The 13,365-nt window shown below is 64.2% G+C and carries 11 protein-coding genes and 1 tRNA gene; 3 read left to right on the top strand and 9 right to left on the bottom strand.

Translation table 11 applies throughout. The features are described 5' to 3' along the window. Positions 1-117: 117 nt before the first annotated feature. Complete coding sequence (locus HNP98_RS15710) at positions 118-1,251, top strand: TlpA disulfide reductase family protein (protein ID WP_173811121.1); 1,134 nt, start codon at positions 118-120, stop codon at positions 1,249-1,251. A gap of 86 nt (positions 1,252-1,337) precedes the next feature. On the opposite strand, the gene HNP98_RS15705 is transcribed toward HNP98_RS15710, so the two are convergent. The 5 genes from HNP98_RS15705 to HNP98_RS15685 all read right to left on the bottom strand — a co-directional run bounded on the left by HNP98_RS15705 (position 1,338) and on the right by HNP98_RS15685 (position 8,229). Continuing rightward, positions 1,338-4,172 (bottom strand): TonB-dependent receptor, encoded by a 2,835-nt coding sequence (locus HNP98_RS15705; RefSeq protein WP_173811120.1) that lies wholly within the window; start codon positions 4,170-4,172, stop codon positions 1,338-1,340. A 320-nt stretch (positions 4,173-4,492) separates the two neighbouring features. After that, positions 4,493-5,221: a hypothetical protein gene (locus HNP98_RS15700; protein WP_173811119.1), complete on the bottom strand. Its 729-nt coding sequence runs from the start codon at positions 5,219-5,221 to the stop codon at positions 4,493-4,495. Between the two features lie 190 nt (positions 5,222-5,411). Then, positions 5,412-6,149 (bottom strand): hypothetical protein, encoded by a 738-nt coding sequence (locus HNP98_RS15695; protein WP_173811118.1) that lies wholly within the window; start codon positions 6,147-6,149, stop codon positions 5,412-5,414. 89 nt (positions 6,150-6,238) lie between these two features. After that, positions 6,239-6,940: an SGNH/GDSL hydrolase family protein gene (locus tag HNP98_RS15690; RefSeq protein ID WP_173811117.1), complete on the bottom strand. Its 702-nt coding sequence runs from the start codon at positions 6,938-6,940 to the stop codon at positions 6,239-6,241. A 149-nt stretch (positions 6,941-7,089) separates the two neighbouring features. After that, positions 7,090-8,229 carry a trans-sulfuration enzyme family protein gene (locus HNP98_RS15685; protein ID WP_173811116.1) on the bottom strand — a complete coding sequence of 380 codons (1,140 nt, stop codon included), beginning with the start codon at positions 8,227-8,229 and terminating at the stop codon, positions 7,090-7,092. Positions 8,230-8,371: 142 nt separating this feature from the next. Between HNP98_RS15685 and HNP98_RS15680 the strand changes: the two genes are divergently transcribed. Beyond that, complete coding sequence (locus tag HNP98_RS15680; RefSeq protein ID WP_173811115.1) at positions 8,372-9,097, top strand: TVP38/TMEM64 family protein; 726 nt, start codon at positions 8,372-8,374, stop codon at positions 9,095-9,097. 97 nt (positions 9,098-9,194) lie between these two features. Beyond that, positions 9,195-9,268, top strand: a tRNA-Arg gene (locus HNP98_RS15675). A 69-nt stretch (positions 9,269-9,337) separates the two neighbouring features. On the opposite strand, the gene HNP98_RS15670 is transcribed toward HNP98_RS15675, so the two are convergent. From HNP98_RS15670 to HNP98_RS15655, 4 genes are all read right to left on the bottom strand, one after another. After that, entirely contained in the window at positions 9,338-9,916 is a 579-nt protein-coding gene (locus HNP98_RS15670; protein ID WP_173811114.1) for a recombinase family protein, read from the bottom strand. Then, positions 9,916-10,692 (bottom strand): hypothetical protein, encoded by a 777-nt coding sequence (locus tag HNP98_RS15665; RefSeq protein WP_173811113.1) that lies wholly within the window; start codon positions 10,690-10,692, stop codon positions 9,916-9,918. Before HNP98_RS15665 ends, HNP98_RS15670 begins: the two co-directional genes overlap by 1 nt. 234 nt (positions 10,693-10,926) lie before the next feature. After that, positions 10,927-11,391: a hypothetical protein gene (locus HNP98_RS15660; protein ID WP_173811112.1), complete on the bottom strand. Its 465-nt coding sequence runs from the start codon at positions 11,389-11,391 to the stop codon at positions 10,927-10,929. Positions 11,392-11,488: 97 nt separating this feature from the next. After that, positions 11,489-13,147, bottom strand: coding sequence for a PepSY-associated TM helix domain-containing protein (locus HNP98_RS15655; protein ID WP_173811111.1), 1,659 nt, complete (start codon positions 13,145-13,147; stop codon positions 11,489-11,491). Positions 13,148-13,365 lie beyond the last annotated feature (218 nt).

Below are 13,365 nucleotides of genomic sequence, written 5' to 3'. Positions count from 1 at the left end.
AAGCCGTTTAGCGGGCCCGGCTAACTGCCGGGAAGCGTTTCTCCTGAAGCCGTACTCCTTCCAGGAAACGATGGCTACATTAGCTTAATCTTCAATCCTTTCCCTACCCCGCCTGCTATGAAGAAATACCTGCTTGGCTGCTTGTTGCTGGCCCCGGGGCTGGCCCGCGCCCAGACGACGCCCTTCGCCTTCACCATCAAGGGCAAAATTGGCCAGTTGAACGCGCCGGCCAAAATTTACCTCATGCGCGGGATGGCGCCCACGGATTCCGCAACGTTCAAAAACGGGGCGTTTGAACTGAAGGGCACGAGCGACGTGCCCCGCGCGGTGGACTTGCTGGTGAAGCGCGACGGCAAGCTGGGCGACGGCGTATTCGGCCACATCAAGTACGTCCGGGTGTTCCTGGAGCCAACCCCGATTATCGTTACGAGCCCAGATTCGGTGCAGAACGCCCACATCGTTGGGGGCCCCGTCAACGCAGACTACGAGCGGCTGGGGGCCGCAACCAAGCGCGTAACGGCCAAAATGAACGTGTTTGGGGCTGAGGAGAAGAAGGTTTCGGCAGAAGAGCGCAAGTCGCCGGAATTTGCGGCACGCAAGCGCGCACAATTCGACGCCGCCACCAAAGAATATGCGCAGTCCGACCGGGACTTCATCAAGGCCAACCCCAATTCCTGGGTGAGCCTGTACGCGCTAACCGGCCTGGGCATGATGGCCGTGCCCCAGTACGCGGTGGAGGGCCCCCTGTACGAGGCGTTGAGCCCCGCTCTCCAAAACAGCCCGGATGGCCGCCGGTACGGCGCGATGGTGCGGGACTTAAAGGACGTGGCCATTGGGGCCCCGGCGCCCAACTTCACCCAAAAAACGCCCGACGGCAAGACGGTATCCCTGGCGGACTACCGCGGCAAGTACGTGCTGGTCGATTTCTGGGCCAGCTGGTGCAAGCCCTGCCGCCAGGAAAACCCAGCTGTCATGAAGGCCTACCAAGCCTACAATGGCCGCAACTTCGACGTCCTGAGCGTGTCGCTCGACGATGAAAACGGCCGCGAGAAGTGGCTGAAGGCCGTGCGGGAAGACCAGCTGGCCTGGACGCAGGTATCGGACCTGCATGGCTTCAAAAACGAGGCTGCCCAGCGCTACCACGTGCAGGCTATCCCGCAGAACTTCCTGATTGACCCGAGCGGCAAAATTGTGGCCGCCAACCTGCGCGGCGAGGAGCTGCAAACCGTGCTGGCGAAGTTTATCAAGTAACCGCGGCCACCGCTGGCCAAACCCATCTAGCCGCAAAAAAGCCCGCCCTGATGACCAGGGCGGGCTTTTTGTGTGCGCAAACAGCGCTACAGCGTGATGTTCACGCGGCCGAAGTAGTAGGCCCCGTTGAAGCCGAACTGGTTGGCGCTGTAGAGGAAGCGGCCGCGGTTCGAGTTGTCGAGCGTCGAGTTGTAGCTCAGGTCGGGCTGGGTGGAGCCGGTGGGTTGGGGCGCGTTGAAGTTGCCCTCGTAGTTGCGCGGGTTCACGATGATCTTGTCGGGGTACACGTTGAACAGGTTGTTCACCCCGATGACGAGGCCCACCTGCTTCGTGATTTGGGCGCTCAGCGTGAGGTCCGAAATCCACTTGGCCGAGAAGGTCTGGTCGAGGAAGGCGCGGGCGGGGTCGGCGTCGGCGGTTTTGATTTCGCCGAAGCGCACCGAACGGGCCTCAAGGCCGAAGATGCCGTAGGTGTAGGCGGCCGAGAGGGCAATTTTGCTGCGCGGGTTGCCGCTTTCGAGGCGGGTGCGCTGGGCGCGGTCGAAGAGCGTGTTTTGCAGGTTGCTGGTGCCGGCGGTCTGGTCGTTGTTCACCGTGGCCGACGAGCTGTTGAAGTTCGTCACCGTCGTCTGGTTGAAGTTGGCGGCGGCCGTCAGCGTCAGGCGGCTTTTGTCGCCCAGCGGCAGGCGCTCGTTCAGCACGATGTCGAGGCCCTTGGTGCGGGTGTCCACAGCGTTGGCGAAGAACTGCACCCGGCTCACGGGCAGCGTGCCCAGGATGGCGTTCACCGTGGGGTTGGTGCGCGTGAACTGGGCCGAGAGCACGATCCGGTCCTTGATGTCAATCAAATAAGCGTCGGCCGTGAGGGTGAACCCGCCGGTTTTGCCGGTGAGGCCCACGCCGTAGTTGGTCGATTTTTCCTGCCGGAGCGGCTCCACGCCGAAGCCCTGCTGGCCCGTGCCGCCGGCCGCGTAGCTGTTGCGCACGATGGGGCTGTCGTTGTTCACGGTGAGCACCTGGTTGGCCACGCCGCTCACAAACTGGGTGCTGGTGTTGGTGAAGTAGCGCTGCTGGAGCGAGGGGGCCCGGAAGCCGTTACCGATGGAGCCGCGCAGAGCCACCGCGTCGATGATGCTGTAGCGCAGGCCCACCTGGCCGCTCACGTTGCCGCCGAAGTCGCTGTAGTTCTCGGCCCGGCCGGCGGCGTGAATCAGCAGCTTGTCGGTGATGTCGCTCTCCAAATCGAGGTAGCCGGCCACGTTGGTACGGCCCTTGTTCACCTCGTCCTGCGGCTGGTAGCCGGGGAACACCTGCGAGCCCGAGGCCGCGGGGCCCCCGTTCACGAGGCGGCCGCCGTTGATGTACGAGGCGTACTCGCCTTTGCCAATCAGGAAGTTATCGTAGCGAAACTCGCCGCCGAAGGCCACGTTCAGGTTGGCCAGGGGCCCCACCTCGATGAAGCGGCGCGAAAAACCCAGGTTGGTGGTGTTCTGCAAGAAGGCCAGGCGGCCGGCGTAGAAACTGGTCGGATTCACACCCACCAGCGCGGGGCCCTGCGGCAGCGAGGCATTCACCGAACCGTCCACGTTGTAGTCCAGCTCGTTGCGGCCGAAGGTGTTGCTCAAATCCACGGCGAAGCCCGCGAAGTTGTTGCGCACGCCCACGATGGCCGACTGGTCGTAGATGGTGGTGTTGATGAACGGCAGAAAGCCGTTGGGGAACAGGTTCAGGTCGCTCTGGGTGGCTTGGCTGGGCAGGCGGTTGAAGCCGGGGCCCCGGCCGGTGCGGTACGAAGCGCCGCCCGACACGTACAGCTCGTAGCCGCCGCCCAGCCGGTAGCCGCCGTTGAGGAAGCCGCCGAAGTTGCGCGTGGCCGATTGGCCCACGTGCAAGTCGTTGCGGCTAAAGCCGTTCTGCGCCACCAAGGCGTCGTCCTGGGCCTTCAGGTCGCGGCGGCTCTGCTCGGTGGTGGCCGAGGCGGGGTAGTTGCCGCCGTTGTTGCCCAGGTAAACAAGCGGGGTCGTGTCGGTGAAGGCGCGGTTGGTGTAGCCGCGGTTCAGGAACTGGCCGCTGAGGTCGAGGAAGCCGCGCTTGTTCAGGCCAATGCCCACGTTGAAATCGACCTGCTCCGTTTTGCCGTCGCTCTGCGTCGTCTGGCCGTACAAGGCGCTGCTGCTCACGCCCGTCGAGTCGTCCTTGAGCTGAATGTTAATCACGCCCGCAATGGCGTCGGAGCCGTAGAGGGCCGCCGCGCCGTCGCGCAGCACCTCGATGCGCTTGATGCTGGCCGTCGGAATCACGTTTAAATCGGTGCCCACCGAGCCGCGGCCGATGGTGCCGTTGATGTTCACCAGGGCCGAGTTGTGGCGGCGCTTGCCGTTCACGAGCACCAGCACCTGGTCGGGGCCCAGGCCGCGCAGGCTGGCGGGGTCCACGAAGTCGGTGCCGTCGGAAATGGACTGGCGCGACGACTGGAACGAGGGCGCGGCGTAGGTGAGCACCTGGCTCACGTCGGTTTGGGCGAAGGCCTTGATTTCGCGGGCCGAAATCACGTCCACCGGGGCCGTGGTCAGCACGTTGGAGCGGCCCTCGCTCACGCGCGAGCCGGTCACCACCACGTCGCCCAGGTCGGTGGCCGAGGTCACCAGGCGCACGTCGAGGCGGGTGCGGCCGTTGAGCGGGATTTGCTGGGCCGCGAAGCCGATGGCCTGCACCGTGATGGTGGCCGTGGGGGCCACGCCCAGCGAAAAGTCGCCGTTGGCCCCGGTGGCGGTGCCGTTGCTGGTGCCGCGCTCGAGCACGGTAGCGCCGGGCAGGGCCTCGCCCTGGGCCCCCAGCACGCGGCCGGTCACGGTGATGTTCTGGGCGTGGACCGCCAGGGCCGTGACCGCGAAAAGGGGGGTAAGTAAGAATTTATTCATGCAAAAAAGGAAGTAATGAGAACTCGGAAAGCAGTGGAAACTGGGTGGTACGCGGTGCGTGGCCGCATCGTGCCGCATGGCCATGTTCTGAGCAATGTACCAATTATTATACCCAGAAAGCAAGAATACCGGCCGTACGCAGCCAGCCCGTCGCAGCTCTCCACCAGCCGTTGTCGCGGCTTGTCAATAGCAAACGGCTTACAAAACAGCTGTTTGCGTCGCAATACGCGGGCAATTTACTTTACCGCAACATTACCGCAATATTTCCACTGGCTTAAAGCAAGCCAGCCGGTTTGCTCCCCCGGCACCTGCTCCTGCCCCTACCGGAGGCGGTAGGCCAGGCCCAGGCGCAGGGTGCGGGCGTGCGCTTCGCGGACGGGCCCGCCCACCAGCCCGGCCTCGGCGTTGGCAAACCCATACGAGTAGCTGGCGTTGAGGCCCGCCCGCCCGCGCCACGCCGTAGCATCGGCCCGCAGGCGGGCATCGAAGGCCTGATGGCCGCCGCGGTCGGTATTTGTGGTCCAGTCCGTGCCGCTGCCGTAAGTACCGCGGCCCGTTTCGCGCACGCTGAGATTACCCGCCAGCTCGGGGCCCACCAGGACATCGAGGGCAAGCGGTGACCACTGGAACCGGCGGCCCAGGCTCAGAAACACCGCCAGGCTTTGCGTGCGCAGGTACGCGCTGCCGGTGGCCGCGTAGGCCGTGTTCACGTAGCCCGCCGAGTAGTAAAGCGCGTCGATGGCCGTGCGGCTCCGGGCCCAGTCGTAGCCCAGGTCGGCGGCCAGTAGGCCCCGGTGCCGGCCCACGCGCTGCACCCGCCACCCCAGGGCAAAACCGGCCCCCAGGCGGCTGCCGTAGGGGTTATTAGTGTAGCCGCGCCCGCTGCCGGTGCTGGCTTCGTAGTTGTAATTGACGAACGAGGTGGTCTCGGTGCCATTCCCCCGGTATTGGGAGAAGCTAGCCCCGGCCCGGTCTATTAGCTCGGTGTGTTGGGCCAGCGCCGGCAAGGCCCACGCGGCGGCCGGCAGCAGGAGTAGCAGTTTTTTCATAGCGGAGGGCAGGTGCGGGCGCGGCTCCAGCGCCGCGTATCCTTCATGAGTCCGCTAGCTCCCAATCCGTTGCATCGGCCCGGCGGGCAGGCGGCGCGGGCGTGGGGCTGGCACGGGGCTGGCACGGGGGCAAGCAGGCCCCCGTGTTTCTATCATCCTATGGCGGCGCCCCATTTACGGTACCCTTCGGCTAGGGCAGCCGGTAGGCCACGCCCAAGCGCAGCGTGCGCGAACGGGCATCCTCATCGCTAACGTAGGCACTTTCGCTCCGGAGCGCCGTCAGGCCCAGGGCGTAGCTAGCCGTTAGGCCCAGGCGATGGTACCAGGCGGTGAGGTCGGCCCGTAATCGGAAATCGTGCTTTTTGGTTAGCTGCACGGCATTGTCGGTCTGCCAGGTGCCGGCGGGGCCCAGCGTGGTGTAGCTGCCCTGGCCCTTTTCGCGGGCACCCCACAGCACCGCCCACTCCGGACCGATGACGGCATCGAGTTGCACTGCGCCGGCCTTGCCCACGCGCTGCCCGATACCAGCAAATATTGGCACGCTTTGCACGCGCAGCTTGGTGGTGCCGCTAGCCGCATTCGGCGGGAAGCCGGTGTCATAGAAAGGGTAATAACCGGTGACGTCGGTTTGGCTTTGCAGCCGGTCGTAGCCCACTTCGAGCGCTGCGAGCAGGCCCCGGCCGCCCACGTGCTGCGCCCGGATACTGGCCCCGAAGCCGAACCCCGCGCGTTTCCCTACTGGATTAATCGTAAAGTCGCCAGCCGTGCTGCCGTCGTTGTCCTGGTCAGCAGCCAGGGTGGTCGCCGCCGCGCCGTTGCCGTCGAACCGCAGCAGCCCCAGCCCCGCGCGGCCCGAGAATTCGACGTGTTGGGCCGCGGCTGGCTTGGCCAGGGCCAGCAATGGTAGCAGAAGTAAGATTTTTTTCATGCGCAACCGGTAGATCAGGCGTTTTAGGTGGAGAGGTTTTATCCTCGCTAATGTAGCGCTCCCCGGCCCGTCTGTCGTTGCGCAGCAGCCTACTTCAGCAGCCCTTGCACCACGGGCAACGCCTGCTGGGCCCAGCGCCGCATCTGGGGCCCCGTGTAGTGCAGGCCGTCGCCGGTGAACTGGCTGGCGTCGCCGGCGGCGGCGCGGGTGGCGGGCGTGATGTCCACGTAGGCCACGCCGGCCCGGCGGCACTCGTCCTGGGCCACGGCGTTGAACTGGTCGATTTCGCGGCCAATCCGGACCCGGTTGCGGCGCTCGGCAAAGGGCGACTGGCCCCAGTCGGGGATGCTGAGCACGACCACCCGGCCGGGCCGCCCGCCGGCTAGCCGCGCGGCTTCGGCCAGCAGCTGCCGGAACTTGGTGCGGTAGGCGGCCTGGCCCAGGCCCCGGTACTGGTTATTCACGCCAATCAGCAGCGATACCAGGCCGTAGGTGGCGGGGCTGTGGGCGGCCCGGACGGCGGCTTGCAGCTTGCCGGTGGTCCAGCCGGTGCGGGCAATGATGTCGGGGGCCTGCACGTCCAGCCCACTTTGCCGGGCCAGCTGGGCCAGCTGCACCGGCCAGCGGTCGGCCTCGGCCGCCCCTTCGCCGATGGTGTACGAGTCGCCGAGGGCCAGGTACGTGGCCCCGTGGGCCGGCAACGAAACAGAAGGGGCAGCGGGCACGGGGGTAACGAGGGTTTTGGTGGCGCAGGCGGCCAGGAACACAATGAATACAAATAACAAGCGCATAGCGTAGGGGCCCAGCGAATGGGTTTCTACCTACGGCACGCGGGGCAAACCGGGTTTTTTCAGCTTCCTGGCTGTCGAACACCGGTCTTAAACCAAAACGCCGCGGGGCCCTGGCGGGGCCCCGCGACGCGGGCAGTGGCAGCGGGGCCCTAGCCGATGGCCTGGGCTAGGTCCTCAATCAGGTCCTCGGCGTCCTCAATGCCCACGCTCAGGCGGATGAGCGAGTCGGAGAGGCCGGCCTTGCGGCGCTGCTCGGGCGGGATGCTGGCGTGCGTCATGGTGGCCGGGTGGCCGCTGAGGCTTTCCACGCCGCCCAGGCTTTCGGCCAGCGTGAAGAGCTGGAATTTCTCCAGTACGGCAATGGCGTCCTCCTTTTTGTCGCCCTTCAACACGAAGGAAATCATGCCCCCGAAGTCGCGCATCTGCTTGGCGGCCACGGCGTGGTTGGGGTGGGTTTCGAAGCCGGGCCAGTACACGTGCTCCACCTTGGGGTGCTGGCGCAGGTACTCGGCTACGGCGCGGCCGTTTTCGCAGTGGCGCTGCATGCGCAGGTGCAGGGTTTTGAGGCCGCGCAGCACCAGAAAGCAATCCTGGGGCCCGGGCGTGCCGCCGCAGGCGTTCTGGTAGAAGCTCAGGCGCTCGAGCAGCTCGTCGCTGTTGAAGACCAGGCCCCCCATCACGGTGTCGGAGTGGCCGGCCATGTACTTGGTGAGCGAGTACACCGAAATATCAGCCCCCAGCGCCAGCGGCAGCTGCAAGTAGGGCGTGCTGAAGGTGTTGTCCACGGCCAGCAGGGCCCCGGCCTCCTTGGCAATGGCGGCCACGCCGGCCACGTCGATGACGTTGAGCAGCGGGTTGGTGGGCGTTTCCACCCAAATAAGCTTGGTGCGGGGGCTGATTTTCTCGCGCACCGCGGCCAGGTCGCGCATCGGCACGAAGTGGCACACGATGCCCAGCGGCTCGTACACTTTCGTGAAGAGCCGGTAGCTGCCGCCGTACAGGTCGTCGGTCGAAATCAGCTCGTCGCCGGGCTTGAGCAGCTTCATCACGCAGTCGATGGCCGCCATGCCCGAGGCGAAGGCCAGGCCGTGCCGGCCGTCGTCCAGCGCCGCCAGGGCGTCTTGCAGCTGGGTGCGGGTGGGGTTGTGGGTGCGCGAGTACTCGAAGCCTTTGTTGACGCCGGGCGACGATTGGGCGTAGGTCGAGGTCTGGTAGATGGGCGTCATGATGGCCCCGGTTTCGGGGTCGGGGTGCACGCCGGCGTGGATGGCTTTGGTGGCGAATTTCATGGGTAAGCGGAAAGGCGAATGGGACGGATGGCGCGGCGGCCCGTATCTATGCACAGGCATTGCCGAGGCGCAAAGGTAGCGCGGGCCCCGGCGGGGTTCGGGCAACCGGCGGGGCCCGGGGCCCCACCCTTTCCCGGCTTCGATGGCTTTTTTGCGCGCGCTGTTTCAGAAGAATTTTTCCACCCTGCTCACCATGTTCCTGCTGGTGGCCGTGCCGCTGCTGGGCTCGTCGGCGGTGGCGGCGCTGCTCTACGGGCACCGGCACCTGCTGGAGGGGCTGCACTGGGGGCCGGCGCTGCTGTATTTTGCCCTCACGGCCGTCACGATGGCCTTTGCCCTCACGCCCACCACGTTCGTGGCCATCGCCACGGGCTACTACTTCGGGTGGGCGGGGCTGCCGGGCATGGTGGCGGCCTACGCCGTGGCCGCCGCCCTCGGCTATGAGCTGGCCCTGCGCCTCGACCACGGCAAGCTGCGCGGGTTCCTGCACCTGTTCCCCAAGGCCGGGGCCGTGGTCGACGAGCTGCAGGGCCAGAGCTGGTCGCTCATTGTCCTCACGCGCCTCTCGCCGGTGCTGCCCTTTGCCCTCATGACGTTCGTGCTGGCGATGGTGGGCGTGCCGCGCCGCCGCTTCCTGGCCGCTTCGGTGCTGGGGATGCTGCCGCGCAGCCTGTTCTTTTACTGGCTCGGCACCGAGGCGCAGGACGTGCTGGCCCTGCTCCGCAACCCCGACCAGGGCGCCCTGAGCAAGCTCGTGCTGCTGGGGCTGGTGCTGGCCTCGCTCTTCGGGCTCTACTTCGTGTTCAACCGGGCCCTGAACCGGGCCCTGCGCCGCAGCGCCGACGCCGCCCCGAAAATCACCCCCTGATTATTAATCGGTTTGCTTAGGCCTATCTAAAAAGTTGGGGCAAAACTTGCGGCAGCCCGCCCAATTACCTTACCTTTGTGCTCCCAACGCGGGAAATGGTTGTGTAGCTCAATTGGATAGAGCATCTGACTACGAATCAGAAGGTTTAAGGTTCGACTCCTTACACGACCACGATAAAGGCCCTCTACGCTATGTAGAGGGCCTTTTTTATTAGTCCGTGTCAGTTTCCGTGTCAGGAAATTAAGCGACCAGGTACTTGGCCACGGTGCTGGGCGACACCTTCAGGGCCCGGCTGATGGCTTGGTTCGAGGCCCCACCCGCCTTGAGCCGGCGCACCTGGTCGATGAGGGCTGGGCTTTTGGTAGGGCCCCCGAGCTTGATGCCGGCGGCTTTTTTCTTATCGAGGGCGGCCTTGGTGTTTTCCCGAATCTTGATCAGGTCCTGGGCGGCGATGGTGGCCAGCATCGACACGATGACGTCGCCGAAGGGCCCTAGCGAATCGAGGTACGGCTCGGTGAACGATTTGTAGGCCACGCCGTGGCTGGCCAACTCTTTCAGATACTTCAGCGTGGCCAGGGCCCCCTCGCGGCTGAAGCGGTCGAGCCGCCAGAACACCACCAGGTCGAACTTCTTCTGGTAGGCCTCGAGCAGCAGGGCCTTGAATTCGGTGCGGTCGGCCTTCCCACCTGACTCCTCATCGGTGAATACCTTATAGAGCGTGCCGTGCTGCTCAGCAAAGGCCCGCAGCTGGTGCAGCTGGTTCTCGGTGTCCTGGCCCTTCGACTTCGTCGACACCCGGGCGTAAATGGCTACTCGCATTAAGATGTGGGCATGCTCGCTATATAATCAGCTATCGTTATCGAACCATTAAAATAAGAATCGACTGTGGCGTCAACAAACAACGATACTTTCGTCATATGTCCGTAATCGGCAGTTATTAACGGGGATTTAAGCTTTAATCCATCAAGCGCAATACTGACTCTTTGCACATACGTGGCTCGTTTGTAAGGCCGGCCTACATCTTTCTCGTCGTATTTTTTACAAAATTGTTTTATTGACTTATTAACGCCCTCACCGAAAACTAAAGCTTCATTAAGAGTAGGGATGTAGCCGGCGTGTATGACTTTATTTCTTAACTCACTGTCATCGAATAGCAGCGGTATCTGACCAAATTCACTGATATAAAGCGAGCAAAATGCCCCTAGCTGTCTCTCTGAAAACTTTAGGGTTTTACTCCAAAATTTCCCAAACTTTGGTAAGACGTCTAGCCCACGCAGGCGTTGATTTTCATCAAAGAAATTATCCATCAAAAGAAGAATAATGGAGAATTCATAAAATCTCTCTAAGGCGACAGCAAAACTCGTCACCGCTTCCCTATAGTATTCGTCTTTTAAAGCCTTTATACCTGATTCGAAGAGTATTTCAAATTTGTGATTTGCGAGCCATCCTCTCTGCTGGTGTCCCCTGTCGCATGTCATATCATATAGGCTCGTATTACCCAATTCTCTTAGGTAAGTAGGCCGAGGAGCGTTCAACCCCCGTTGACTATCTGGCAAAAGATAGAAACAAGAGGAACAAGGAATTGCGAGCTTCATAGAATCAGGCATAAATTAAACTTAAACTTACGAAAGATCCTCCAAAAAATGGTCGTATTTTGGAGAGCCCATTATCCCACGCAAACGGCCCGGAAACGCAGGTTTTCCGGGCCGTTTTTACACACCGTTTTCTGGATGCACCGGTATTAAGTTTGTCCCTACACGACCACAAAAAAGCCCTCAGCAATGCGCTGAGGGCCTTTTTTTTATTGGTTCAAGTATGGCCGCGCTTGTTTACCGGCGCTGGTACGTGCTGCCAAACCCGTCGGCGTAGTTATCGGCCACCACCAGCTGGGCCCCCAGGCCCTGGATGACGTAGGTGACGGGTTGCACGCTGGTGGTGTTGGGCGTGGGCCCGGGCACCTGGCGGTTGATGATAAGGGTTTGGGCCGGTTGGCCGGTGTGGATGCTGCCGGCGGACCCGATGGCAAAAGTTGTGGACTGCACGAGCCGCGTAGTCCCCTGCTGCGTGTCGTACTCTTGAAAAGTCCCGTCGGTTTTGAACACCCACCTAGTGGCCACGCCCGTGGAAGCAGGCGTGTACGTCAGGCCCGCTATGCCCCCGACGCTGTGCACCCAGTCCCACTCCCCGTAAATCTCCGTCCCGGAAACCTCCGCCGGACCCGCCCCCTCTTTAGTACAGGCGCCGGTACTACCCGCCAGCAGGGCAGTGGCTACGCAAAACAGAAAACGCTTCATGAAACGATTGGGAAAATAGTTGAATGACGCAAAAGGGCTCGGTGCTACTCTCTGGATTAACGATTACACCAAAAGGTTGCACGTTGCCGCTGGCTCCCTACCGCCGCGTGCGCAGCAGCAACGCGCAGCCGTAGAGCGTCACGCTCAGCACGCCCAGCGCCGAGAGCATGGCCACGAAGTCGCGCACGTTTTTGCCGGCCCAGTCCATCAGGAAAAACTTGTGGAGCACGGCGAACGAGAGGCCCTCGCGCCGGTCGCCGTCGCGCACCAGGGCGGCGAGGCGGCCGGTGGCGGGCTCCACGTACAGGGCCGGGTGGCCGGGGCCGGCGAAGGCCAGCTTCACCACCGGCAGGCGCTTGTTCACGAAGCCGTACTCGCCGGCAAAGGTGGTCACCAATTCAGGGCCGGGCCCGGTAGGGCTGAGCAGGTTGGCCTGGGCCGGGGCGGGCCCCGCGGCGGGCGTGCCGATGGCGGCCGGAGTTTCGGCGGCGAGGGCGGGGGCCACGCAGCAGTCGGCCATGGGGGCCCCATCGGCGCTGGCGGCCCCGGCGGCCAGGGCGGCGGGGTTGCTCAGCTGCGCCATGAACTCCTGGCCCAGCTCGCGGGCGTAGCGGAACTCGCCGTCGGGCAGCACCTTGCCGTCGCGGGTGCTGCGGTACTCCACGGCGGGGGCTCCAGCGGCGGGCCGGCGCACGAGGCGGTAGTAGGGCCGGCCGCCCACGCGGGCCAGCGACACCTGCACCACCGGCGCGGCCCCGGCTGGGCTGGCCAGGGCCCCAGCCAGCGGCCAGGTCAGCTCCGCCGCCGCGAAGGAGCCGACGCGGGCCACGTCGTCGCGCCGGTCGGGCGTGAATTTCTGCCACAGGTGGTAGGAGGCGCTGAGGGCGAAGGTGAACGAGACGAACGCCACCCACAGGCCCACCGTGCGGTGCCGCCGGCGCAGCCAGCCGGTGGCATCCCGGGCCGAGCGGGGCTGCCGCAGCTTCTTCCGCACGAAGCCGTAGATAACCAGCCCGCTCAGCGCCGACAGCCAGATAACGGTGGTGAACACCAGCATGATGCCCAGGTGCAGCGGCCGGGGCAGCGCGTCGAGAAAATCCCAGTTGTGCAGCATCCCGAATACCCATAGGAAGGTGGCCCGGGCGTGGTTGTTGAACGTACCCAGCCGGCTCTGCCCGGTTTCGACGAACACGGCCATGCCGTCGGGCCGGGCGAAGGTGATTTTCCAGACCGGCAGCAGGCGGTTGATGAACTTGTAGTCGCCGGTGTAGTGGGTCAGGCGCTCGGCGCGGGCCACGGCGCTGGTCGAGTCGGCCAGCAGGTAGCGGGCCACGTCCTCGGCGTAGGCCAGGTCGCCCCCGGGCAGCTCCTGGCCGGTGGCGGCGGCAAAGTAGCGGGGCCGCCCAAGGCCGTCGGTGAGCTGGTAATACGGCCGGTGGCGGTACTGCACCACGCGCAGGTTACGCACGGCGGGCAGGTGGTGTTGGGCCAGCACCTGCGCCACGGGCACGGCCAGCGCGGCGGCGGACAGCGGCGGGGCGGGCACGGTTTCGTGGGCAATGGCGGGCCGCAACCAGTTGGACATCAGCGGGTGCGAAAGCCCGCTGAGCGTCCACATAATGACGGGCACCACGGTGATGAGGCCCAGCACCCGGTGCCAGCGGTACACGTTGCGGCCCACGAAGCGCCGCACCGGCGAAGCGGCCCGCGCCGGGGTGGCCGCGGGGGCCCCGAGGGAAGTGGGGTTGGATTGCATAAACGAATGGAGGAATGGCTCGTCCTGCTTCGATAAACTCAGCAGAACGGGCGCTTTGGTTTTCTATATTTTGACGTTTCGGCGGAATTGGAGCCTATCCAAATACGCTGTCATGCTCACCTGCCGGTCGGCCGGCTTTTTCAGCCGGCCGACCGATTATCGCCAGGGCAAATAAGCGGTGGCTGGTCAACCGGTCGGCCGGCCGAAAAAGCCGGCCG

It is taken from the genome of Hymenobacter caeli (genome assembly GCF_013294115.1).
Classification (GTDB): Bacteria; Bacteroidota; Bacteroidia; order Cytophagales; family Hymenobacteraceae; genus Hymenobacter; species Hymenobacter caeli.
Note: the sequence above shows the minus strand (reverse complement) of the source record. Positions and strands in the feature narration are given on the sequence as shown.